23 protein-coding genes and 2 pseudogenes are annotated in these 22,671 nt (G+C 73.2%); 12 read left to right on the top strand and 13 right to left on the bottom strand.

Annotated features, from left to right (window positions below):
- The first annotated feature begins 136 nt into the window (after nucleotides 1-136).
- Nucleotides 137-748, top strand: a complete 612-nt coding sequence (locus tag ABEA81_RS41360; protein ID WP_345613386.1) for a gamma carbonic anhydrase family protein — start codon at nucleotides 137-139, stop codon at nucleotides 746-748.
- A 6-nt stretch (nucleotides 749-754) separates the two neighbouring features.
- Here ABEA81_RS41360 and ABEA81_RS41355 read toward each other — a convergent pair whose 3' ends face one another.
- A complete protein-coding gene (locus ABEA81_RS41355) occupies nucleotides 755-1,648 on the bottom strand; it encodes an RNA polymerase sigma-70 factor (protein ID WP_345613385.1) in 894 nt (297 codons plus the stop codon).
- Between the two features lie 186 nt (nucleotides 1,649-1,834).
- On the opposite strand from ABEA81_RS41355, the gene ABEA81_RS41350 reads away from it, so the two are divergent.
- The gene (locus tag ABEA81_RS41350; protein WP_345613388.1) at nucleotides 1,835-2,320 is read left to right on the top strand and encodes a carboxymuconolactone decarboxylase family protein; all 486 of its coding nucleotides are present in this window, start codon (nucleotides 1,835-1,837) and stop codon (nucleotides 2,318-2,320) included.
- A gap of 11 nt (nucleotides 2,321-2,331) precedes the next feature.
- On the opposite strand, the gene ABEA81_RS41345 is transcribed toward ABEA81_RS41350, so the two are convergent.
- Nucleotides 2,332-3,183 carry a TIGR03560 family F420-dependent LLM class oxidoreductase gene (locus tag ABEA81_RS41345; RefSeq protein ID WP_345613384.1) on the bottom strand — a complete coding sequence of 284 codons (852 nt, stop codon included), beginning with the start codon at nucleotides 3,181-3,183 and terminating at the stop codon, nucleotides 2,332-2,334.
- Nucleotides 3,184-3,275: 92 nt separating this feature from the next.
- On the opposite strand from ABEA81_RS41345, the gene ABEA81_RS41340 reads away from it, so the two are divergent.
- A complete protein-coding gene (locus tag ABEA81_RS41340) occupies nucleotides 3,276-3,887 on the top strand; it encodes a DUF4232 domain-containing protein (RefSeq protein WP_345613383.1) in 612 nt (203 codons plus the stop codon).
- A 91-nt stretch (nucleotides 3,888-3,978) separates the two neighbouring features.
- Nucleotides 3,979-4,976: pseudogene (locus ABEA81_RS41335) on the top strand (tellurite resistance/C4-dicarboxylate transporter family protein).
- Nucleotides 4,977-4,987: 11 nt separating this feature from the next.
- On the opposite strand, the gene tsaA reads toward ABEA81_RS41335, so the two are convergent.
- Complete coding sequence (gene tsaA, locus ABEA81_RS41330) at nucleotides 4,988-5,392, bottom strand: tRNA (N6-threonylcarbamoyladenosine(37)-N6)-methyltransferase TrmO (RefSeq protein WP_345613381.1); 405 nt, start codon at nucleotides 5,390-5,392, stop codon at nucleotides 4,988-4,990.
- Between the two features lie 21 nt (nucleotides 5,393-5,413).
- On the bottom strand, nucleotides 5,414-6,268 hold the full coding sequence (locus ABEA81_RS41325; RefSeq protein WP_345613380.1) for an SAM-dependent methyltransferase: 855 nt from the start codon (nucleotides 6,266-6,268) through the stop codon (nucleotides 5,414-5,416).
- Between the two features lie 234 nt (nucleotides 6,269-6,502).
- Between ABEA81_RS41325 and ABEA81_RS41320 the strand changes: the two genes are divergently transcribed.
- The gene (locus ABEA81_RS41320; RefSeq protein WP_345613379.1) at nucleotides 6,503-7,162 is read left to right on the top strand and encodes a hypothetical protein; all 660 of its coding nucleotides are present in this window, start codon (nucleotides 6,503-6,505) and stop codon (nucleotides 7,160-7,162) included.
- Nucleotides 7,163-7,581: 419 nt separating this feature from the next.
- Here ABEA81_RS41320 and trpS read toward each other — a convergent pair whose 3' ends face one another.
- Nucleotides 7,582-8,562: a tryptophan--tRNA ligase gene (trpS, locus tag ABEA81_RS41315; RefSeq protein WP_345613378.1), complete on the bottom strand. Its 981-nt coding sequence runs from the start codon at nucleotides 8,560-8,562 to the stop codon at nucleotides 7,582-7,584.
- Between the two features lie 253 nt (nucleotides 8,563-8,815).
- On the opposite strand from trpS, the gene ABEA81_RS41310 reads away from it, so the two are divergent.
- Nucleotides 8,816-10,252: a DJ-1/PfpI family protein gene (locus tag ABEA81_RS41310; protein WP_345613377.1), complete on the top strand. Its 1,437-nt coding sequence runs from the start codon at nucleotides 8,816-8,818 to the stop codon at nucleotides 10,250-10,252.
- Here the strand turns inward: ABEA81_RS41310 and ABEA81_RS41305 are convergent.
- Both ABEA81_RS41305 and ABEA81_RS41300 read right to left on the bottom strand, forming a co-directional pair.
- Complete coding sequence (locus ABEA81_RS41305) at nucleotides 10,206-10,724, bottom strand: ATP-binding protein (protein ID WP_345613376.1); 519 nt, start codon at nucleotides 10,722-10,724, stop codon at nucleotides 10,206-10,208. The two genes, ABEA81_RS41310 and ABEA81_RS41305, sit on opposite strands and share 47 nt — an antisense overlap.
- A gap of 44 nt (nucleotides 10,725-10,768) precedes the next feature.
- Nucleotides 10,769-11,197, bottom strand: a complete 429-nt coding sequence (locus ABEA81_RS41300; RefSeq protein WP_345613387.1) for an anti-sigma factor antagonist — start codon at nucleotides 11,195-11,197, stop codon at nucleotides 10,769-10,771.
- A gap of 146 nt (nucleotides 11,198-11,343) precedes the next feature.
- Between ABEA81_RS41300 and ABEA81_RS41295 the strand changes: the two genes are divergently transcribed.
- Nucleotides 11,344-12,651, top strand: a complete 1,308-nt coding sequence (locus ABEA81_RS41295; RefSeq protein WP_345613375.1) for an erythromycin esterase family protein — start codon at nucleotides 11,344-11,346, stop codon at nucleotides 12,649-12,651.
- A 15-nt stretch (nucleotides 12,652-12,666) separates the two neighbouring features.
- Here ABEA81_RS41295 and ABEA81_RS41290 read toward each other — a convergent pair whose 3' ends face one another.
- Together ABEA81_RS41290 and ABEA81_RS41285 are read right to left on the bottom strand one after the other, a co-directional pair.
- Nucleotides 12,667-14,325, bottom strand: coding sequence for a DHA2 family efflux MFS transporter permease subunit (locus tag ABEA81_RS41290; RefSeq protein ID WP_345613374.1), 1,659 nt, complete (start codon nucleotides 14,323-14,325; stop codon nucleotides 12,667-12,669).
- Nucleotides 14,326-14,353: 28 nt separating this feature from the next.
- On the bottom strand, nucleotides 14,354-15,253 hold the full coding sequence (locus ABEA81_RS41285; protein WP_345613373.1) for a LysR family transcriptional regulator: 900 nt from the start codon (nucleotides 15,251-15,253) through the stop codon (nucleotides 14,354-14,356).
- A gap of 74 nt (nucleotides 15,254-15,327) precedes the next feature.
- Here ABEA81_RS41285 and ABEA81_RS41280 point away from each other — a divergent pair, with 74 nt between their 5' ends.
- Both ABEA81_RS41280 and ABEA81_RS41275 read left to right on the top strand, forming a co-directional pair.
- Complete coding sequence (locus tag ABEA81_RS41280; protein WP_345613372.1) at nucleotides 15,328-16,545, top strand: MFS transporter; 1,218 nt, start codon at nucleotides 15,328-15,330, stop codon at nucleotides 16,543-16,545.
- Between the two features lie 34 nt (nucleotides 16,546-16,579).
- Nucleotides 16,580-17,374 (top strand): SAM-dependent methyltransferase, encoded by a 795-nt coding sequence (locus ABEA81_RS41275; protein ID WP_345613371.1) that lies wholly within the window; start codon nucleotides 16,580-16,582, stop codon nucleotides 17,372-17,374.
- A gap of 6 nt (nucleotides 17,375-17,380) precedes the next feature.
- On the opposite strand, the gene ABEA81_RS41270 is transcribed toward ABEA81_RS41275, so the two are convergent.
- A complete protein-coding gene (locus ABEA81_RS41270; protein ID WP_345613369.1) occupies nucleotides 17,381-18,607 on the bottom strand; it encodes a threonine synthase in 1,227 nt (408 codons plus the stop codon).
- Nucleotides 18,608-18,650: 43 nt separating this feature from the next.
- Nucleotides 18,651-19,157: a MarR family winged helix-turn-helix transcriptional regulator gene (locus ABEA81_RS41265; RefSeq protein WP_345613367.1), complete on the bottom strand. Its 507-nt coding sequence runs from the start codon at nucleotides 19,155-19,157 to the stop codon at nucleotides 18,651-18,653.
- 246 nt (nucleotides 19,158-19,403) lie between these two features.
- Here ABEA81_RS41265 and ABEA81_RS41260 point away from each other — a divergent pair, with 246 nt between their 5' ends.
- Complete coding sequence (locus ABEA81_RS41260; RefSeq protein ID WP_345613365.1) at nucleotides 19,404-20,477, top strand: alkene reductase; 1,074 nt, start codon at nucleotides 19,404-19,406, stop codon at nucleotides 20,475-20,477.
- Here ABEA81_RS41260 and ABEA81_RS41255 read toward each other — a convergent pair.
- Entirely contained in the window at nucleotides 20,456-20,698 is a 243-nt protein-coding gene (locus tag ABEA81_RS41255; RefSeq protein WP_345613363.1) for a hypothetical protein, read from the bottom strand. The genes ABEA81_RS41260 and ABEA81_RS41255 overlap by 22 nt on opposite strands.
- On the opposite strand from ABEA81_RS41255, the pseudogene ABEA81_RS41250 reads away from it, so the two are divergent.
- Nucleotides 20,691-21,132: pseudogene (locus tag ABEA81_RS41250) on the top strand (DNA glycosylase AlkZ-like family protein); the annotation flags it as partial. The gene ABEA81_RS41255 and the pseudogene ABEA81_RS41250 sit on opposite strands and share 8 nt — an antisense overlap.
- On the opposite strand, the gene ABEA81_RS41245 reads toward ABEA81_RS41250, so the two are convergent.
- Entirely contained in the window at nucleotides 21,121-21,921 is an 801-nt protein-coding gene (locus ABEA81_RS41245; RefSeq protein WP_345613361.1) for a class I SAM-dependent methyltransferase, read from the bottom strand. The pseudogene ABEA81_RS41250 and the gene ABEA81_RS41245 sit on opposite strands and share 12 nt — an antisense overlap.
- Before the next feature lie 49 nt (nucleotides 21,922-21,970).
- Between ABEA81_RS41245 and ABEA81_RS41240 the strand changes: the two genes are divergently transcribed.
- Nucleotides 21,971-22,582, top strand: coding sequence for a TetR/AcrR family transcriptional regulator (locus tag ABEA81_RS41240; RefSeq protein WP_345613359.1), 612 nt, complete (start codon nucleotides 21,971-21,973; stop codon nucleotides 22,580-22,582).
- The last annotated feature ends 89 nt before the right edge of the window (nucleotides 22,583-22,671 follow it).

The following is a 22,671-nucleotide window of genomic DNA, read 5'->3' as shown; positions in this document are numbered from 1 at the left end:
AACTCACCGCCTGGCAACACGCCACCAACACCGACCAACGCCAGGTCGACTGGCAGTTCACCACCACCGACGCCCGCACCAAACTCCGCCACCTATACCCAAACAATTAGCGGCGACGGTCTACTAGGCTCAGCTGGTGATCATCGAGCATCGCGGCCACCGCCCCAGCGTCCCCACGTCCGCGTACGTGGCGCCGTCGGCGGTGGTGTGCGGGGCCGTCGTGCTCGGCGAGCGCGCCCGCGTGCTGCACGGTGCCGTGCTGACCGCGGAGGACGGCCAGGTCCGCGTCGGCGACGACGTCGTGGTCATGGAGAACGCGCTGGTCCGCGGCCGCGGCCGGGCCCCGGCCACCCTCGGCGACGCCGTGCTGATCGGGCCGCACGCCCACGTCAACGGCGCCACGGTCGAGGACGAGGTGTTCGTGGCCACCGGTGCCTCGCTCTTCCCCGGCTCCGTCGCCGGTACCGGGTCGGAGCTGCGGATCAACAGCGTGCTCCACGTCAACTCCCGGCTCCCGGCGGGAACCGTGGTGCCGATCGGCTGGATCGCGGCGGGTGACCCGGCACAGCTGTTCTCGCCCGATCGGCACGACGAGCTGTGGGAGGTCCAGCGCCGTCTCGACTTCCCGGGCACCGTCTACGGGGCCTCGCGCGACACGTCGATGCGCACGATCATGGCCCGGCAGGCGGAGTTCTACGGCGAGCACCGCGCGGACCGGGTGGTCGACGGCGACGAGCCGGCCCCGTAGGCGGGCTCAGCGCCGGAGGGCGGTCTCGCGCTGCATGTGCGACAGCTTCTCCGGGTTGCGCACGGCGTAGAGCCCGCTGATGAGGCCGTCGTCGATGCGGAGCGCCACGACGGTGTCGAGCTCGCCGTCGAGATGGATGATCAGCGCCGGGTGACCGTTGACCTGTGCCGGGTGCAACGAGATCGCGTCGGCCACCCTCCCCAACCCGGTGGCCATCAGCCGGGCCACCTTGTCGGCCCCCGTGACGGGCCGCAGCACGGCCTGCTTGAGCCCGCCGCCGTCCCCCACGAACACGACGTCCGGCGCGAGGACGTCGAGCAGGCGTTGCACGTCGCCGGTCTCGATCGCCTGCCGGAACGCCTCGATCGCCGCCCGGGTGTCGGCCGGCGAGACGACACCTCGCGGCCGGCGTGCCGCCACGTGGGCCCGCGCCCGGTGGGCGATCTGGCGCACCGCGGCCGGACTCTTGTCGACGGCGTCGGCGATCTCGTCGTAGCCCAGGTCGAACACCTCGCGCAGCACGAACACCGCCCGCTCCGTCGGCGCGAGCGTCTCCAGCACCAGCAACATCGCCATCGAGACGCTGTCGGCCAGCTCGACGTCCTCGGCCACGTCGGGCGCGGTGAGCAACGGCTCGGGCAGCCAGGAGCCGACGTAGGACTCCTTGCGCCTCCCGAGCGTGCGCAGCCGGGTGAGGGCCTGCCGGGTCGTGATCCGGACCAGGTAGGCCCGCTGGTCCAGCACGGTGTCGAGATCGACGCCCGCCCACCGCAGCCAGGTCTCCTGCAGGACGTCCTCCGCGTCGGCGGCCGAGCCGAGCATCTCGTAGGCGACGGTGAACAGCAGGTTGCGGTGGGTGAGGAACGCCTCGGTGGCGCGATCCGGACGGCTGCCGGCCATGGATGCCTCCTGTTCCCCTCGGCTGCGTCGCCCACCAGACGCCGGGGCGCGCCGTTCTGTGACACCGAGCCGGCCATGGCGTACGTCACGCCACCGCGGCGTCACAACGACCGGGGCACCGGCATCTCGTGGTCGTCGGAGCAACACAGAACCACGAGTGAGGACCACGTGATGGAACCCCGTGTGATGGAACCCCGTATCGACATGCTCGGCAACGACGTCGCCGCCAGGTTCGGCAAGCGGTTCGCCAACGCGAGCCTCGTCATCCACAACTCGTCGCTGCCGAAGTCGACGCAGGAGCTGGTGTCGCTGCGCGCCAGCCAGATCAACGGCTGCGGCTGGTGCGTCGACATGCACACGAAGGAGCTCGCCGCCGCCGGGGAGACCCCGGTCCGGATCAACCTGGTGTCCGCCTGGCGCGAGTCCACCGTGTACACCGAGGCCGAGCAGGCCGCGCTCGCACTCGCGGAGGAGGGCACCCGCCTCGCCGACGCCCACCACGGCGTGTCCGACGAGACCTGGGCCCAGGTGCGCAAGCACTACGACGACGACCAGATCGCCGCGCTCGTCTGCCTGGTCGCACTGATCAACGCGGCCAACCGGATGGCCGTCATCGCGCACCAGAAGGGCGGCTCCTACGAGCCCGGCATGTTCGCGGACATGGTGGGCTGACCAACCGGCGATCACGCCAGCGGCGTCACCGCCTCCGCCAGCGGGCGGAGGATCTCCGGCGTGGTGTCCAGCGGGAGGTTGAGCACGATCAGGTCGACGCCCGCGTCGGTGAACTCGCCGATCTGTTCGAGCGCGCCCTCGATGGCCTGCCCCACCGGGACGTCGCCGTCGATCCGCACGTTTACCGAACAGGTGATCTCGGCGGGGTCGCGGCCCACCTCGGCGCACCGGGTGAGGAGCGTGTCCTTCAGCGGGCGCCACTCGGCCGCGCTGGGGACGATCACGTTCCACTCCTGCGCCCAGCGGGCCACCGCGCCGAGCGTGCGGCGCGGGCCGCGCCCGCCGATCGTGATCGGCGGGTGCGGCCGCTGCACCGGCTTGGGCTCGCAGCGGGCGTCGGTGAGGGTGACGTACTTGCCCTCGAACGTCGTGACGGGGTCGCGCAGCAGCCCGACCATCGCCTCGACGCCCTCGTCGAACCGGTCGAACCGCTCCCGCAGCGGTGGCAGCGGGATCCCGTACGCGTCGCACTCCTGCTGGTTCCAGCCTGCGCCCACCCCCAGCACCAGGCGGCCGTTCGAGATGATGTCGACGGTGGCGGCCATGTTCGCGAGCACGGCGGGGTGGCGGTAGATCATGCCGGTGACCTGGCAGCCGATCCGGATCCGGCGGGTGGCCTGGGCCAGCGCGGCCAGCGCGGTCCAGCCCTCCAGGTTCGGCCCGGCGAGATCACCGCTCAGCGGGTAGAAGTGGTCCCAGTTCCACGCCGACTCGAAGACGTCGAACTCGTCGGCGGCCACCCAGACGTCCCGCATCCGTTCCCAGGTCGTGTGCTCGGGCCGGGTCTTGATCGCGAAGCGCATACCGCGACCGTAGTCCGCTGCCGGGTGAACGAGGAGTGGCTCGCGAGCCCCGGAGATCACGGACGGGGCCCGGTACTCCACAATCCGGGCACATGTCGATCAACCGACGCTCGCTGGCGGCCTTCGTGGTCGCCGGAGCGGCCGCGCTCGCGGGATGCCAGACGACGACGGTGACCGGCCCGTCACCGGCGCACCCCTCGGCCGCCGCGAGCACGCCCTCCGCCGCCGCCCCGGCCAGCGGGACCGTCCCGTCGAGGACATCGGGGTCCGAGTCGGCACCGGCCGAGCGCTGCAGCCTCGACCAGCTGACCGCCTCGCTGGGCCGCACCACCGGCGAGGCCGGTCAGCGCCACACCGCCGTCGTGTGGACGAACACGTCCCGGGCCGCCTGCGTGATGGACGGTTTCGGCGGCGTCGACCTGCAGGGCCCGGACGACCCGATGGGCCCCACCTACTCGCTGCCCCGCACGTCCGAGACCCCGCAGTCGTTCTCCCTCGCCCCCGGGCAGGCGGCGCACACCACGATCACCTGGCTGCCGCCGCAGGACGGTCCGGGCTGGACGCCGAGCGGGATGCTCGTGACGCCGCCGAACGAGACCCGCTCGGCCCGCATCGACTGGCCGGGCGGCGCGGTGCTGCGCCAGGACGGCGCGACCCACCCCGGCACGTACATCGGGCCCGTCAGCCCCGGCGCGGAGGGCTGATCCGAACCCCGAGATCGCCGGTACGATCCTCGGCCAGGTGAACGACACGACCGCGCTGCGCAGCCTCGGGCCCGGATGGTTCGCGCTCGTCATGGCCACCGGCATCGTCTCCACGGCCGCCGCCCGGCAGGGGCTGGCGGTGATCTCGGTGGTCACGCTCCTGATCGCGGTCGTCGCTTACCCGGTGCTGGTAACGCTCTCGCTGCTGCGCCTGTGGCGGTGGCCCGCCCTCGTCCGGGACGAACTGTCACGCCGAGCCGGTCCTTCACCTTCTTCGCCGTGGTCGCCGGCACGGCGGTGCTCGGCGAGCGCCTCTACGAGCAGCGCGTCGAGACGGTCGCCATCGTGCTGCTCGCGCTCGCCGCGCTCGGCTGGCTCGCGCTCGGCTACGCGGTCCCCACCCTGATCGTGTTCACGTCGGCCAAGTCCGGGATCGCCGACGCCGACGGCACCTGGCTGCTCTGGGTCGTCGCGACCCAGGGGATCTCCACCGGCACGTCGATGGTGGCACCGCCCACGGGCCGCGCGGGCGAGGCGGCGGCCGCGGTCGCGGTGACGACCTGGGCCGTCGGCGTGGTGCTGTACGTCGTGCTGCTGACGCTCCTGCTCGTACGGCTGCTGACCGCACCGGCCCGCCCGCACCAGGTGACGACGCCCTACTGGATCATCATGGGCGCGACCGCGATCAGCGTCCTCGCCGGCAGCCGCATCCTCGAGCTCGACCGCGGGCTCCCGGTGGTCCGCCTCGCCGTGCCCGTCGTGGAGGGCACCAGCCTGCTGTTGTGGTCCTTCGGAACGTGGACGATCCCGCTGCTGGTGCTGCTCGGGGTCTGGCGGCACCTGCTGCGGGGCGACCGGCTCGCCTACGGCCCGCAGCTGTGGGCGCTGGTCTTCCCACTGGGCATGTACTCGGTGGCCACCGCCGAGTTCGGCAGCGTGACCGGGCTGCAGTTCCTGACCGACATGGCCCGGATCGAGTTCTGGCCCGCGCTCGCCGCGTGGGTCCTCGTCTTCGCGGCCATGATCACGTGGCTGGCGCGGGTCATGTCACGGCGAGGGCCGCGACGGGAGCGCCCGCGGCACCCGTGACGGGCAGGGGGTCACCGCTCCGGTCCGAGCACCGGCTTGATGTCGATCACCGGGGTGCCGTCGACGGCCTCGAGATCGCGCACGGCGAGGGTGGTGCCGTCGACGCCGGTGATGGTGACGACGTGCAGCCCGACCGGGTTGGGCCGATCCGGCGAGCGCGTCGAGAAGACGCCCGTGAGCGGCCTCGTCACATCGTCGCGGGGATGCACGGACAGCACGGTGCGATCACCCTCGTGGAGCCAGGTCAGCACGATGACGGTTGCGCCCACCTCGAGGTCGGCCATCGCCTCCGCGAACTCCGGGCTGATGGCGATGCTGGCGGGCGGCGCGCCCTCGTCGCCCTGCTTCGGTGCGGCACCGCGGTCGGTCAGGGGCGACCGGACCCGTCCGATGGGGCGCAGTTCGTAGGTCTGCACGTCGCCCATGCTCCTCGCGACTCAACCCAGGGTCGCGACGATCACCCCGGCGTCGACCCCGTCGGGCTGCGGGCGGCCGTAGGACCGGGCGAGCTCGCCGAAGTCGCGCACCTCGGTACGCCATCCCAGCGCGCGGAGCCACTTCGGCGCATCGGGTCCCAGCCCGCGCTCGGCCGGCGTCGCCGCGTCCCGCACCCGTTCGACCCCCCGCACCGACCGGACGGTGTCCGCCACGGCCGCCGCCGACATCTGCGGGCAGGTCAGCCTGCTGCCGGGTGCGGACAGCTCCGTCAGGACGGTGACCAGCCGCTGCGCGTCGGCCCTGGCCAGGAAACCGAGCACCGCGGCCTCCCACGCGGTGGGCACGGTCTCCCGGAACCCCAGACCGGGCAGAGCCCCCGACCAGTCCTCCCGCAGGTCGGCGGGCACGGTGCTGCGTGCGCAGCGGGCGACGGCTCCGAGCTCGCGGAGCACCGGCTCCTTGAACGCGAACATCGCCGGGAGGTCGACCTCGAACAGGTGCACCGGATGCGGCCAGTCGAGCCGGAAGGCGTGCGTGTCCAGCCCCGCGCCGAGATCCACGACCTGCCGGCACCCCGCCGCCACGGCATCCTGCAGCAGATCGTCCGTGATCCGCACTCCGATGGTGCGGGCCTCGTAGAACGCGTCCACCAGCTGTCGGACGGTCGCCCAGGTCGCGGCGTGCTCCGGCGAGCCGGGGTCGAGGAACTCCCGCTCGGCGACGTCGACGAAGGCCTGCGCGTAGGGATCCTCGTAGAGGCGGTCGTCGCGGTCGGTCTCCCGGGCCCGGATCAGCGCGACCCCGATCGCCGTGGTGCCCACACCCGCCAGCGACTCCGGAACGCCATCCGCCATCCGCCCTCCCGGTGACCGACCGGTGATCACCGTAGCCTCCCCCGCACCCCGGAGAAGACGGCGATCAAGACGGTGCAGGTCCTGGTCGGAGTCCTCGAACGGTGCGGCGTAGCAGGCGGGCCCCGCCTACGACGCCGGCGGTAGTGCGGTTGTCGCCCCGAGCAGGACGCGGCCGGCGCCCTCGCCGCACGACCATGGCGCCACCATCCGCCACCGTCACGGGGAGACACGACGATGACCGTCCGGACGCCCACCACGCCGCGCTGGGGCCCGATCACCGCAGCCGCCGGGTTCCTGCTCGCCTTCCTCGCGGTCGGGCTCGCCACCGACCCGCTCGCCGACCGGCCCCTGCCGATGCCGTGGGCCCCGCCGTCGGAGGTGGCCGCGTACTACACGGCCAACCCCGCGGCCGCGACGATCAACGCTCTCCTGCAGATCGTGTCGGTGGCCTGCCTCGCGGTGGTCGTCCGGTACCTGACCCCACGGCTGCGCGAGGCCGGCCCGGGTGCGGCCCGGCTGCCGGCCGCCGGCTACCTGTCGGTGGCCGCGATCGTCGTGTCGTCGCTGCTGTCCGTCGCGCTGGTGCTGGTCGCCCCGTCGGCGTCGGCCGCCACGGTGGACGTCCTGCGGCAGGCGAACTTCTACTCCGGGGGCGTCGTCGCCGTCGTGGCGCTCGGGGTGTTCGTCCTCGGCGCGGCGCTGGTGCTGGGCCGCCGCGGCGCCATCGGACGCGTCGCCCGCTGGTTCGGCCTCGTGGCCGGGGCCCTGGCCACGCTCTCGGTGCTCTCGCTCGCGATCTTCTACGCCACCCCGCTGCTGCCGATCGGGCGGGTGCTCTGCATGGTCTGGACGATCATCGCCGCGGTCCAGCTGGTCCGGCGCGGCCGGATCTGACAGGGTCCCGCCATCCGATGTCCCGTTTCCGCTGATCAGGCCGGCCGGCGGAGCTCCAGGGCGTGCCGGCCGGAGGGAGTGATCGACGGGATCGTGACCTGAGCCGCACCCCTGCGGTTCAGGTCACGTCCGTGCTGATCAGACGCCCCGCCACACCCCATGGGCGGCGATACACCGGGCCGGCCGTCACGCACCCCGTCTCCGCCGACACACCGACTCACCTCACGCACCCCGACGAACGGTCGCGCCGGCCGAGACCGGGTGCGCCGCACGCTCGATCCGGCAACTCCCTCACGGGTGCAGCCGATGTCCCGATCCGGCTGATCAAGGACCGGCGGGGTTCCAGCGACGCCACAGTGTTCGATCTTCCCCGAGAGCGACGACGTCGATCCCGAGCCCGTGCAGCGGAACGCACGGGCTCATCCGGCCAGCAGGCCGATCGCCTCCCTCGCCTCCTGCACCTTCTCCCCCGCGAGCTTGCGCGCCCGGGCCGCCCCGGCGCGCAACACCGACCGGACGTGTGCCGGGTCGCGGGCGAGCTCGAGGTACCGCTCCCGCACCGGCGTGAGCGTCGCGACGACCGCGTCCGCCACGGCCTGCTTCAGCTCACCGTTGCCGCCGAAGTCCCGGGCGAGCCGGGCCGGGTCGCCGCCGGTGCAGGCGGCGAGGATCGCCAGCAGGTTCGAGACGCCCGGGCGGTTCTCCGGGTCGTAGGTCACCTCGCGCTGCGCGTCGGTGACCGCGCGGAGCACCTTCCGCCGCAGGACGTCCGGCTCGTCGAGCAGGCGGAGCGCCCCGCCCGCGGCCGACGTCGACTTGCTCATCTTCGCGTCCGGCGCGGTCAGGTCCATGATCCGCGCCGCGACCGGCGGGTTGACCGCGCGCGGCAGCGTGAACGTCGGGCCGTACCGGGCGTTGAACCGGCTCGCCACGTCGCGCGCCAGCTCGACGTGCTGGCGCTGGTCCTCGCCGACCGGAACCTCGTCGGTGTCGTACAGCAGGATGTCGGCGGCCATGAGGACGGGATAGGTCAGCAGGGACATCCGCACCTGCTCCTGCCGTTTCGACTTCTCCTTGAACTGGATCATCCGGTGCGCCTCGCCGTACCCGGTGGCGCATTCCAGCAGGTAGTGCAGCTCGAGAACCTCGGGGACGTGCGACTGGACGAAGAACAGGCAGCCGTCCGGGTCGGCCCCCGCGGCGAGCAGGGCGGTGGCGAACTCGAGGGTGCGGCGCCGGACGTCGTCCGGGTCGTGGTCGAGGGTGAGGGCGTGCAGGTCGGACACGAACACCACGGTGTCGGTCTCGTCCTGGCCCGCGAGGATCGGGCGGATCGCGCCGATGTAGTTGCCGAGGTGAAGATCTCCGGAGGGGGTGAACCCGGTGAGGCGCCGGGGCATGGTGGGCTCCTGGGGGTCGTGGGACACCCTGCCGGACCGCCGTGGCGCCAGAACGCGAAAACGGCCGCCCGAGCTGGGCGGCCGCGGTGAGTGGGTGCGCGGATGAGAGGTGCCGCCCGTCAGGGGCGCCACCACGCAGGACTGCAGGTCATCCGCACCAGCGCAGGGTACATCCGCGGGCCGTGCCACGTCATGACCCACGCCATGACCTCCGGCACGTGGCAGCGGCGCCGCCGGTGACGACCCTCGTCCCATGCGCACCGCCCTGTCCCGCACCGCCCTGTCCCGCACCGCCCTGTCCCGCACCGCCCTGTCCCGCACCGCCCGCCTCCTCGCCGCGGTCCTCGGCGCGCTGGTCGCCGTACTGCTGTTGCCGGGGGCCAGCGCGGCGGTCTTCGCCCCCGCGACCTTCGCCGCCCAGTACGCGCCCGGCCCCGATCGGCCCGTGCCCGCAGCCGCGCCGGCCGCCCACGACCCCACCAGGCCGACCGCGGTGGTGGTCCTGGGCGAGCACGGGGCGATCGTCTCCGACGCCCTCGCCCCGTACGAGATCCTCGCCGCCACCGGCCGGTTCAACGTCTACACGGTCGCGGCACGGCACCGGCTCGTGCCACTGACCGGCGGCCTCGACCTCGTCCCCGACCTCACGTTCGACGAGCTGGCCGCCCGGCTCGGCACCGCAGCCCCCGACCTGGTGGTCGTGCCCGCGCTGCCGGACGTGGGCGAGCCCTCCACGGCGCCGCTGACCACCTGGCTGCGCGCCCAGTACGACCGCGGCTCCCTGCTGCTGTCGGTGTGCAACGGCTCCGGCGTTCTCGCCTCCGCCGGGCTGCTCGACGGCCGTCCCGCGACCGCGCACTGGCTGCGGCTCGCCACGTTCGAGTCGCGCTACCCGCAGGTCGACTGGGTGCACGGACGGCGATTCGTCGACGACGGCGACATCGTCACCACCGCCGGCATCCTGTCCGGCATCGACGGCACCCTGCACGTGGTCGAGCGGCTGGCCGGCCCGTCGGTCGCCGCGGGTGCCGCCGCGGCGATCCGGTGGCGGCACTACCTCGCCGACCCGCCGGTCGTCACCGACGACGCCGCACCGGACCCCGTTGCGATCGTGAACGCCGGCTACCGGTGGGACCCGCCGTCGATCGGGGTGGCGCTCACCGACGGCGTCGGCGAGATCGAGCTCGCGTCGGTGTTCGACGTGCACGGCGGCCACTCGCTCGCCGCGCGCACGCTGGCCGTCTCGGCCGGCGGCGCTCCGGTGCACTCCCGGCACGGCCTGACGTTCCTGCCCCGCGCCGACCTGGCGAGCGCGGCACCGCGGCTGGACCGGCTGCTCGTCCCCGGCGCAGGCGCCGTGACGCAGGTGCCCGGCGGTCCGGCCCCCGAACACGTGCACGACGAGCCCGGCTTCGCCTACGACGCCGCGGTGCGCGACGTCGCCCGGACCGTGGACGTCGCGACTGCCCGGTGGACCGCCAAGGTCCTGGAGCTGCCGACCGACGGCATCGAGCTCGACGGGCCGGCATGGCCATGGGGCCCGACCGCCACGCTCCTCGCGCTGTTCCTGCCGGGTCTCGTGGTGGCGGTGGCCCTCGCGGTTCGGCAGCTCCGGCGCCGGGGGACCCGCGTCGTCCCGGGGATCAGGTGGCGCCGGGCGGGGCAGGCGCGCCCCGGGTGGTCAGCCTGAGGGTGGTGCCGGACTCGTCGCCGTCGATGCTGAACTCGTCCGCGCACGCTCGGATGATGCTGAGCCCGTGGCCCCGGAAGCGGGCCCCCGCCACCGGCTCGCGCCAGCGCCCGTGGTCGCGCACCGTGAGCGCGATCCGGCGCGTGCCGTTCGCCTCGGCGAACACCCGGGCCAGTACCTCCACCGTTCCCCGGCCGAGGTCCGGGCGCGGTGCTCCGGCGTGGATCCGGTACCCGTGCTCGACGCTGTTGCTGACCGCCTCGCTGAGCGCGAGCACGAGGTCCTCGCGCTGCGCGCCGGGCCAGCGCAGGTCGCGCAGCCACCGGTCGAACCGGTCACGCGCGATCGACGGCGCCACCATCTCCGGTGCCAGCTCGAAGTGGAGGCTCTCGGCGACGGGTGTTCCTGCTGCCTCTCCCGGGAGCGGCCGAGGAATGTCACCAGGCCGCTCGTCCTGCTCGGATGGCGGCATCACTGTCCTTCGTCTGGGTACGCGCGGCTCCTGACTACTACCCGCTAGTGGAGCGGGTTACCACTCACCGCTTCCTCGACGTCGTCGTACAGGGCGAGGATCGCGTCGTAGCCGGTGAGCTCGATCGGCCGCAGAACCGGCCGGTTGCTGTCGACCACGACGCGCAACGGCTCGAACCCCGGCTTCGTGGCCGCCTGCTCGGTGCTCTCCGCCAGTGCGCGGAGGCCCGGTGAGCCGAAGAACCGCACGTCGACGAGGTCGACGACCACCGGCCGACCGTCGAGGTTCTCCAGGGCGACGGCGAGCGCGGACCGGAGCCGTGGTGCGGTCAGAACGTCGACGGCACCGCTCACGGCCACCACGACCGCGTCGGGCCGATCAACCCGCCGGACGTCGATCAGCTGCTCCTGTCGCGGATACCCGGACGTCTCCTGGCCACCGTCCGGTCGAAGCTCGTCACCAGCAGGCTTCATCACGCCGCGACCCTATTCCACCCGGTCGTCGACGAGGGCACCGCGCCGGGAGTACGCCGGGTGTCTCCCCTGGGCCGACGACCGGGAGGCGGCGCGGGCGGAATCTGGATCTCCGACGCGAGCACCCGGCAGAACGGGAGAGTCAGATGGTGCAGGCCCCTCGACCCCGTCCCCGGCCGATCATGCAGGCCCTCGCCGCGGTGGTCGTGGCGGCCGGGGGCCTGGTGAGCGGGTGCGGGCACAGCCCCGAACCGCCCGTGCCGACCTGGATCGCGGCCACCGCCGTCCCGTTGACGACCACCGATCCCGCCGGTCCCCTCGACGACCTCGCGCCGCTGCGGGACGCGGTCGGCGACGCCGAGATCGTCGGCCTCGGCGAGTCGGTGCACGGCGCGTCCGAGGAGCTCACCCTCAAGCACCGGGCGCTGCGGGTACTCGTCGAGCAGCTGGGCTTCCGGTCCGTCGCCTGGGAGGAGGACTGGACCACCGGTCGGCGGATCGACGAGTACATCACCGGCGGCCCCGGGGACCCGGCCGAGCTGGTGGCCCGGATGAGCCCGCAGTGGCGGTCCCGCGAGGTTGCCGACGTGCTGCGCTGGCTGCGCGAGTTCAACGGCGGCCGGCCCGACGAGGTGCGGTTCGTGGGCGTCGAGTACTACCTGACCGGGCCCGACGCCTACGACGACGTGGACGCCTACGTGGCCGGGGCCGCCCCGGAGCGGTCCGCCGAGCTCCGCGAGCACCTGGCGGCCGTGCGGCCGCCGACGGACGACGTGTTCGCGCACATCCAGACCTACACGGCCACGCCCGACAAGCAGCCCTACCTGCGCCACGCCTGTGCCGTGCTCGATCTGGTCGACGCGGTACCGCATCCGAGCGGAGACCGCGACCACGCCGTGGCCGTGCACACCGCCCGCCAGATCGTGTCGTTCTACGAACACTTCGCCCTGCCCGAGGCCGACAGCCACGCGTTCCGGGACGCACACGCCGCCGGGAACCTGCAGTGGTGGCAGGAGCTGACCGCCGACAGGATCGCCTACTGGGCGGCGGCCCCGCACACCGCGAACGCCCCGCGGATGCGCATCGCCACGCCGGACGGCGGTGAACTGCGCTTCCGCAGCGCGGGATCGCACCTCCGGGAGCGCTACGGACAGCGCTACCTGTCGGTCGGCTTCACCTTCGACCACGGCAGCGTGAGCGGCGATGCGCAGCCGGTGGCCCTGCCCGCGCCCGCCGACGGCTGGTTCGAGCGGCCCTTCGCCCGGGCGGGGATGCCGACGTTCGTCCTGGACCTGCGGACGACCGCACCGCCACCGGTCCGCGACTGGCTCGACGCCCCGGTGACGACACGCGGCCCGATGGGCCCCGGCTCGTACACCGACGGCGGGAGCGCGTCCCAGTGGTTCGACGTGGTCGTGCACGACCAGCAGGTGACACCGGCGGCGCGGCCGTGAACGCGGTCCCGCGCGCTACCCCCCCGGGCGCCGGCTCTCCTGACCGTCCGCGCCGACGGCTGCCGGCTGTGCCCGCAGCGACGGACCGGCGTCCGGCGCCGGGCGGGGGGAGGGGATCGACGCCTCCGCAGGAGCGGGCTCGGCAGGCGCGGCGGGCGGACCGGGCGCGGCCCGCACGCTGGAGCGCAGGAACAGCGCGCCGAGCACCCCCAGCACCGAGATCACGGCGGTGACCAGGAAGATCTCGTCCAGCACCGCCACGTAGACCTGCAGGTTCGTCTGCTGGTACCAGGCGTAGAGCCCCAAGAGCGACGGGGTACCCGGCGAGCCCAGGGCCGGTGGGGCGGTGGTCGCGGGGACGAGCGCGCCGCGGTCGGCCATCATCTGCGCCTGGTGGCCGGTGAGCATCGCGGTCAGCACGGCCACGCCGAGCGCCGCCGAGGTGCGCTGCACCACGTTGTTGAACGCACCGGCCCGGCTGACCAGGTGCGGGGGCACCGCCGCGAGCCCGCCGGTCATGATCGGCATCATCGCGAGGCCCATCCCGAAGCCGCGGAGCACGAGGAGCCACATGATGTGCTCCCGCGGCGTCTCCACGCGCAGGTCGGTCATCAGGTACGTGCCCACCGCCACGAGGATCAACCCCACGACGGCGGGCAGCCGCGGCCCGAGCCGGTCGTAGAGCCGCCCGGCGATCGGCATCGTCACCGCGGTGGCGAGCGCCTGCGGGAGCATCACCAGCCCGGTCTCGAACGCGCCGAGTCCCTGGGCCTGCTGCAGCATCAGCGAGACGTAGAACAGCCCCGAGAACAACGCCACCGACATCAGGCTGATCAGCAGCAGCGAGTTCGTGAACTGCCAGTGCCGGAATATCCGCACGTCCAGCAGCGGCTCGTCGACCTCGAGCTCGATCACCACGAACAGCGCGAGGCTCAGGGCGCTGTAGATCAACAGGATCACGACCCGGTAGCTCGCCCAGCCCCACGACTCGCCTTCGGACAGCGCGAGCAGCAGCGCGAACAGGCCGCTCGCCACCGCGAGGAAGCCCCAGACGTCGAACCGGCCCGCCCGCCCCGGTGGGAAGCTGGGCAGCGCCAGCACGGCGGCCACCGCGCCGAGCACCCCGATGGGCACGTTGATGAAGAAGATCAGCCGCCAGTCGACGTACTCGACCAGGTAGCCGCCGAGTGTGGGGCCGACGGCCGGCGCGAACACGATGCCCAGCCCGTACATGCCCATCGCCGTGCCGATCTTCTCCCGCGGCACGATCCGGTACACCATGGCGAGCGTGATCACGGGGATGATCCCGCCCGGGATCGCCTGCACGATGCGGAATACCACCAGGCTGTTCAGATCCCAGGAGATGCCGCACAGCGCGGACCCGAGCGCGAACCCGAGCACCGAGAGGATGTAGACGCGGCCGTGGCCGAACCGGTCGCCCAGCCAGCCGCTCAGCGGCACCACCACGCCGAGCGCGAGGGTGTAGGCGTTGGCCACCCACTGCACGTCCTCGACGGTGGTGCCGAAGTCGTTCTGGATGGTGGGGATGGCGACGTTGACGATGGTCACGTCCAAGATCGACATGAACATGCCGGCGACGAGCACCGCCAGTGGCACTCCCCAGCGCGCCTGACGGTCAGCGACAATGCCAAGGCCCGGCCGGACCTCCGTCATGCTGGGGAGTCTAGAGCTGATCTCGCCGTCAGCGCGAGGGATCGAGAGCCACTTCCGCATCCGGTCCGAGGTCGGCTCCGGCCAGGAACGCCGCCGCGGCGGGGCTCGGTGGCCGGTTCGCGGCGTGCACCAGGACCAGTTCGCGGGAGATCCGTGGCTCCGTGGTGAGCGCACGAACCCCGGGCCGGCCGCGCAGGGTCTCCGGCGGCACGAGTGCGATGCCGATGCCGTGCTCGACGGCGCCGATCAGGTCGGCGATGGTGTCGACCTCGCAGATGCTGCGGCGCGCGACGCCGATCCCGGCGTAGGCGGCGTCGATGCGCGCGCGCAGCGCGGAGTCCGCCCGGTACTCGACGAACTCGCGATCGCCAATGTCGCTCAGGACCGCATGGCGGTGCTCGACGAGCGGGTCGCTCTCGCAGACCGCGAGCACCAGCGACTGCACGGCCAGCGGACGGAGGTGGACGTGCCGCGGGTCGAAGGGGCGGTCGACGAAGGCGGCGTCGAGCTCGCCGTCGACCACGTCGCGCACCAGCGACTGGACGGAGTCGTGGTGGAGGTACAGGCGCACGGCCGGGTACCGGGCGTGGAAGTCGGCCAGCAGACGGGGTATCGGGACGTCGCCGATCGCCTGGATGGCGCCGATCCGCAGCCTGCCCCGCAGGACCCCGCGGACGGCGGCCACCGCGTCGCGGCCCTCCTCTGCGGCGTCGACGGCCCGGCGCGCCGCGGGGAGCAGCGCCCGTCCCGCCTCGGTGAGCTCGACCTTGCGCCGGGATCGGACCAGCAGGTCGGCGCCGAGCTCGCGTTCGAGCGCGGCGATCGAGCTGGACAGGCTCGACTGCACCAGGTGCACCCGGGCCGCGGCCCGCGTGAAGTGCAACTCCTCGGCGAGCACCAGGAAGTGCTCGAGCTGCCGCAGCTCCATTCATCGAACGTACCGATCGAGCCAATGGGAAGCATCTGTTGGACTGATGCTCGGCGGCGACGCACCGTGGAGACGTGGAACAGCAGCGGATCGCCGGAGCTAGCGGGTTCTGGGGTGTGGCGTCGGCGTTCGGGGTGACCATGGCCGGCACGACCCTCCCGACGCCGTTGTATCCGCTGCTGCAGCGCGACTTCGGGTTCGGTGAACCGACCAGCACCGCCCTGTACGCGATCTACGCGGGCGGGGTGGTCGTCGCCCTGGTGCTGTTCGGCCGGACCTCGGACGTGATCGGCAGGCGCCGCGTCCTGCTCGCCGGGTTGGCCTGCGCCGCCCTGTCGGCCGTCGCCTTCCTCGGCGCCACCGGGCTGTCCGGGTTGTTCCTCGGCCGGGTGCTGTCCGGGCTCTCGGCCGGCATGGTCACCGGAACGGCGACCGCGGCCCTCGGTGAGCTCCACCCGAGGGGTGACCGTGCTCGCGCGGCACTGGTCGCCACCGTGGCGAACGTGTTGGGGCTGGGCTGCGGGCCGCTGCTGAGCGGCGTGCTGGCCACCGTCGCCCCGGCACCGCTGCACCTGCCCTTCCTGGTGCACCTGGTGTTGCTCGTGCCGGCCGCGCTGGCCGTGTGGCGGGCGCCCGAGCCGGTGCGGAGGGATCCGGGCGTGCGCGTGCGGATCGAGCGTCCCGCCCTTCCCGTCGAGGTGAGGCCCGTGTTCGTCCCGGCGGCGACGGCCATGTTCGCCGTGTTCGCGGTGTTCGGCCTCGTCACCGCCGTCGAACCGTCGTTCCTGGTGCAGCTGCTCGGCGTCCGCAGCCCCCTGGTTCCCGCCGCCGTCGTCTTCGCGATGTTCGCCGGCTCGGCCGCGGGCCAGGTCGCCTCGCGCGGGCTCCCCACGACCCGGGCGCTGTCCGTCGGGTGCGCCGTCATCCTGGTCGGGGTCGGCGGCTTCGCCGCCGCGCTCGCGGTGGGATCGGCGGTGCTGCTCGCCGCCGCCACCGTCGTGGTCGGGGGTGGCCAGGGCGTGGCGTTCCGCGGTGCGGTCGCGGCCATCGGTGCCCGCGCACCGAGCCATCAGCGAGCCGCGACGATGTCCAGCTTCTTCATCGTGGTCTATGCCGGGATCTCGGTGCCCGTCGTGCTGGCGGGCGCGGCCTCGACCCGATGGGGCCTGGAGGCCTCCGGGCTCGCCTTCACCGCCGGCGTCGCCCTGCTCATCGTCGTGGCGCTGATCGCGACGGCGACCGGGGTGAGGCGGACCGCCACAGGAGCATCCGCGGCGGGGCGGGGTCGCTAGGCTGGGTGACCCCGACCCGAGGAGTGAGCAGCCAGTGACGGAGCCGAGTCGCGAGATCAGGACCGACGTGCCGGGCGCGGCCCGCATCTGGAACTACTGGCTCGGCGGCAAGGACAACTACGAGGCCGACCGGCTGGCCGCCGAGGCCGCCCTGCAGTACTACGACATGGCCACCTTCGCGAGGCAGTCGCGGCAGTTCCTCAACCGGGTCGTGCGGTTCCTCGCAGGCGAGGCCGGGATCCGGCAGTTCCTCGACATCGGCACCGGCCTGCCCACCATGCAGAACACCCACGAGATCGCCCAGTCGATCGCGCCGGAATCGAAGATCGTGTACGTGGACAACGACCCGATCGTGCTGGCGCACGCGCGGGTGCTGCTGCGGAACACGACGCAGGAGGGCGTCACCGACTACGTCGAGGCCGACTACCACGAGCCGGAACTGATCATCGAGCGGGCGCGGCGGATCCTGGACTTCGAGCAGCCCATCGCGGTGATGTTCATGGGGGTCCTCGGCCACGCGAAGGGCTTCGAGGAGTCGCACGCGATCGTGGCGCGGGTGGTGGACGCGGTCCCCTCGGGCAGCTACCTCGCAGTTTGGGACGGCAACGACACCAACGCCGCGCTCAACGCGCTCGCCGAGAACTACGCGAAGTCCGGGGGCGTGCCCTACATCCAGCAGCCCGTCGAGCACATCCGCGGGTACTTCTCCGGACTCGAGATGGTCGAGCCGGGCCTGGTGTCCGTCACGGAGTGGCGGCCGGAGCCCACCGAGGTCGGCACGGTCCAGCCGTTGCCCGAGACCACGGGTGGCGTGGCGCGCAAGCCCTGATCGGCCTCACCGGGGGGCCGGGAGCACCGGGACGTCGTCGATCGAGACGGTGTCCGGGTAGAGCAACCCGCTGCCGGTGTTGAGCACCACCACGTCCTCGTCGCCGGTGAGCCACCCCGACTCGCGCAGCTGCTCCACCGCCGCGAAGCAGGCGGCGCCCTCCGGGCACACCCAGGTGCCCTCGTCGCGGGCCAGTGCCGCCTGCGCGGCGAGCAGCTCGTCGTCGGTCACGGCGACCGCGGTGCCGCCGGTGGAACGCACGGCGTCGAGCACGAGGAAATCGCCCAGCGCCTTGGGCACGGTGATCCCGAACGCGACGGTGTGCGGGTCGGGTGGCGCGACGCTCTCGTCCGCCCCCGCGACGAACGCGTCGACGATCGGTGCGCATCCCGACGCCTGCACCGCCACCAGCCGCGGGAGGTCGCCGCGCAACCACCCCAGCTCGCGCATCTCCAGCAACGCCTTGTGGATCGCGATGATCCCGACGCCGCCGCCGGTGGGGTAGAGGATGACGTCGGGCGCCCGCCAGCCCAGCTGCTCGACGATCTCGTAGCCCATCGTCTTCTTGCCCTCGATGCGGTAGGGCTCGCGCAACGTCGAGGTGTCCTGATAGCCGTCCCGTTCGGCGACGGCCGCCTTGATCAGGGCGCCCGCGTCGCCGATGAGGCCGTCCACGAGGGACAGCTCGGCTCCCGTCGCCACGCACTCGCGGCGGGTGATCACCGGTGCGTCCACCGGCATGGCGATCAGGGCCCGGATGCCCGCGCGCGCCGCGTAGGCCGCCCACGCCGCGCCCGCGTTGCCGTTGGTCGGCATCGCGATTCCCGCCACGCCCAGCTCCGCGGCCCGCGACACCCCGACCGCCGCCCCGCGCGCCTTGAACGACCCGGTCGGGACGAGCCCCTCGTCCTTCATCCGCAACGTCGGCACCCCGAGGCGCGCGCCGTGCCGGGGCAGGTCGAGCAACGGCGTCATCCCCTCCCCCAACGTGACGACCCGCGCCGGGTCCCGCACCGGCAACAGCTCGTGGTAGCGCCACAGGTCCGGGGCCCGGCCCGCGATCTCCGCCGGTTCGACCGCCGCGGCCACCCGCTCCAGGTCGTACCGCGCCAGCAGCGGCGCCCCGAGCGGGGACGTCCCCTGCACCACGTCGGCGTCGTGCCGCGAGCCGTCGCGGGAGCACTCCAGGTGGGACAGCATGGAGAAGCCGCCTGCGCCAGGCCCTGTGATCATGTGAACGACAACCGCACCGGTCCTGCCCGTGTTCCGGTCGCTCCTAGTCCGCCTCGACGCCCGCTCGCCCGAGGTTCGACTCCAACCGCTCCAGAACCTGCAGGGCGACCCGGCGCTCGTCGTCGTCGAGCCCGTCGACGGTGAGCTCCTCGAGCCGGTTCCAGACCCGTTCGACCTCACGGCGCAGCGCCTGGCTCGCCGCGGTGGGTTCCACGATCGTCACCCGCCGGTCGGACGTGCTGGGCCTGCGGCGGACGAAGCCCGCGCGCTCCAGCCGCTGGATCGTCCTCGTGATCGTCGCGGAGTCCGAGTCGAGCATGGCCACCAGGTCGGCCTGCCGCTGCGGTCCCGCGTCCCACAGCTGCATCATGAGCAGCTCCTGGTTGGGGTGGAGCCCGATCGGGCGCAGCAGCTGCCCGGCGCTCATGCGGTGGATGCGGGCGAGCCGGAAGATCGCGTGGCTGATCGGTCCGGAGCGGGCCGCGGCGGGCGGCGACCCGGAGCCACCCGCCGGCCCGCCCGAGCGGGGCTGCGTTCCCGAGTCGGGCACGAACACTCATCTCCTCTGCCGGGCCGGCACCCTGCGACCGGCAGCCGGCGACGCATCCTACGGGCGGACGAGCCCGACGATGGGCACCACCGCGCCTCGCGTCCTCGTATTGCTGATCGAGCAGTGAGATGGCCTTCCTTGGCAGATCAGCCGTTTTACCAGAGCGTCGACGTGACCCGAGTCACGCACAGGAATGCTCCTCCCGTCAATTGCTGTTCGAACAGCTAACACCGAGAGGAGCACGACATGACCACCGCATTCGACCCCGTCGATCTCGCAGGCCACCGCCTGGACCACCGGATCGCCCTGTCCCCGATGACCCGCAGCCGCGCCTACGGGCCGGGCCAGTCCCCCACCGCGGCGACGGCGACCTACTACGCCCAGCGGGCGGCGGGCGGGCTGCTCATCACGGAAGGCGTGCAGCCCTCCGTGGTCGGCCAGGGCTACCCGAACACCCCGGGCCTGCACAGCGACGAGCAGGTGCGGGCGTGGCGTGGCGTCACCGACGCCGTGCACGCGCGCGGCGGGGTGATCTTCGCCCAGCTCATGCACACGGGCCGGATCGGGCATCCCAGCCTGCTGCCGGGCGACCTGCACCCGATGGGCCCGTCGGCGGTCACGGCCACCGGGAAGGTGTTCACCGCCGACGGCGGCCTCCAGGACCTCGTGACACCCGTCGCGCTCACCGAGGACGACATCACGCGCACGATCGCCGACTTCGCCGCCGCCGCGCGCAACGCCGTGGCCGCCGGGTTCGACGGCGTCGAGCTGCACGGCGCGAACGGCTACCTGCTGCACCAGTTCCTGTCCACCAACGCGAACCGGCGCACCGACCGCTGGGGCGGATCCGCCGCCAACCGGATCCGGTTCACGACGGAGGTCGTGGGCGCGGTCGCGGACGCCATCGGTTCGCAGCGGGTCGGGCTGCGCATCTCCCCCGGCAACCCGCTGAACGACATCCGCGAGGACGACGCGGACCTGACCTACCCCGCCCTCGTCGACGCGATCGACCCGCTCGGCCTCGCCTACCTGCACCTGCTGGAGGGCGCCGATGCGGACCTCACCGCCCTGCTGCGCAAGCAGTTCACCGGAACGCTGGTCCTCAACCCGTACACCCCCGGTCGCCACACCGGGCCGGAGGACCTGCACCGGATCGAGGACGGCACCGCCGACATCCTCTCCTTCGGCGCGCTGTACCTCGCCAACCCGGACCTGCCGGCCAGGCTCGCGGCGGGCGGGCCGTTCAACGCCCCCGACCGGGCCACCTTCTACGGCGGCGACGAGCGCGGCTACACCGACTACCCCACCCTCACCGACTGACGTACCCGCGCGGCGACGACGTCCGGCCGGTCGAGGGGCACGAAGTGGCCGCTGCCCGCCACCGCCTCCCCCTCCAGGTCGTCGGCGATCGGCTGCAGCTGCCGGTACAGCCGGTCGCCGACCCCGCCGCACCGAGGGCGAGGGTCGGCACGTGGAGCCGGCCCGCCGCCCGCACGGCGTCGGCGTTCTCGACGCTCGCCCGGCAGTTCCTCCTCGGCCACGGCCGACCTGCGCGCCTGGTGCGGGCTGGCCGGGCTGCCCCGCGCGGTGGCGGCGATCCGCGACGAGCTGGTGGCGTTCCGGGACGAGCGCGGCCGCGAGCTGCTCGACCTCCCGGACGCGCCCCGACCCCGGCACCCCGGCACCGGTGCGGTTCCTGCCCGCGTTCGACAACACGCTCCTCGGCTACGGCGACCGCAGCCGCATCGTCGACGACGCCCATCGCGGGCTGTCGGTCGCGGGCGAGCGCGCCGTCCTCGTCGACGGCCGGGTCGCCGCGACCTGGGCCCTCGGGGCCGGCACCGTGGTCGTCACCCCACTGCGGCGGTTCTCCCGCGCCGACCGCGCCGCCGTGGCCGAGGAGGGACGCGAGCTCGCGGCGTTCCTCTCCGGGGGCGCGCACCACCGCGTGCGGGTGGCGGCGTCACCCGGGTAGCCGGGTCGCGGTGAGCCCCCAGGTCGCGTACCGCAGCGTGACCGCCGGGTCCAGCTCGGCGCGCAGCGCCGCGAGCACCTCCGCCACGCGGTCGGGCGGCAGGCTGGTGAGGCCACCGGACGTGGACACCAGGTCCAGCAGCTCGTCGCGGGTGTACGCGCGCTCCCAGTCGTACCGCCACAGCGCGGGCTCGGCGAACCCGCCGACCTCGCGGATCCCGTCCGCAGCCTTGGCGTACAGCGCCTGGTAGGCGACCAGGATCGACCGGACGTTGCGGCCGACCGGCGAGTCGGGGGCCACCCGCCGGTACGCGGCGGCGAGGGCATCCGCCGCGCTCGGCGGGAGCTGGTAAACGTGCCCGAACGGCGCGAGCACCCCTCCCGGCCGCAGGACCCGCGCCGCCTTCGCCGCGCCCGCGACCGGGTCGACCCAGTGCCAGGCCGTACCGGAGACGACCGCGTCGAAGGTGCGGCCTGCCGGGTCCCACGCCTCGAACGTCGCGACCTCCACGTCCAGGCCCGCGCGCCGCGCGACGTCCGCCATGCGCGGGTCGGGCTCGACGCCGAGCACCGTGGCCCCGGCGTCCCGGAACTGCCGGGCCTCGATGCCGGTGCCGCAGCCCACGTCGAGGACGTCGCCCCCGGGGCAGGCGGCCGTGATCCGCTCGATCACCGCCTCGGGGTACGGGGGCCGGGTCCGGTCGTACCGTTCCGGGTCGATGCCGAACGACTCCGCCATGGGACGGTGCAGGTGGGGTTCCGGCCTGGGCGCAGGCGGTACAGTGGGCATTCGCCCACTCTAGTGGGCAGATGCCCACTAGAGTGGTGGAGGGCGCCCCGTGCCGACCGGTGTGGCGTTGCACGACGCGCGCCAGCAGCTCTTCGACGCCGCGGAGCGGGTGCTGGTCCGGGACGGCGTCACCGGCCTGACGAGCCGGGCCGTCACCACCGAGGCGGGCGTCGCCAAGGGGGTCCTGCACCGGCACTTCGCCGACTTCGACGCCTTCCTCGCCGACCTGGTGCTGGATCGCATCGCACGGCTGCAGGCCCAGGGCGCCGCCCTGCGCGACGCGGCCGGCACCGAAGCCGTCACCGACACCCTTACCCGCGCCCTGACCACCCTCTTCGGGCCCGTCGTGGTGGCAATCGTGGTGCTCGTCATCGCCCGGGACGAGCTGCGCACGCGGCTACGTGCGGCCGGCACCGCCCGCTTCCCGCTCGTCGGCGAGGGCGCCGCGATGATCGCCGGTTACCTGAGGGCCGAGCGCGACCTCGGCCGGATCGCGCCGGACGCCGACGTCGACACGCTCGCGCCCACCCTCATCGGAGCCGCGCACCTGCTGTTCACCGAGCGGAAGGACGGCCCACCCGAGCCCGAGGCCGTCCGCAAGGTCGTGACCACGGTGCTCGCCGGGGTCACTAGGGCACCATCGTTCCTACGGGCCCCGTGATCATGGTGGGGTTCGTTGAAGGGATCCGGCGGGAGCCGGGGTGACGGCCTGGTGGGGTCGCTCGTGGAGGGCCTGCATGACACTGCCGC

It is taken from the genome of Pseudonocardia adelaidensis, assembly GCF_039543345.1.
Lineage (GTDB): Bacteria > Actinomycetota > Actinomycetes > Mycobacteriales > Pseudonocardiaceae > Pseudonocardia > Pseudonocardia adelaidensis.
This window is presented reverse-complemented; position numbering and strand designations above follow the sequence as displayed.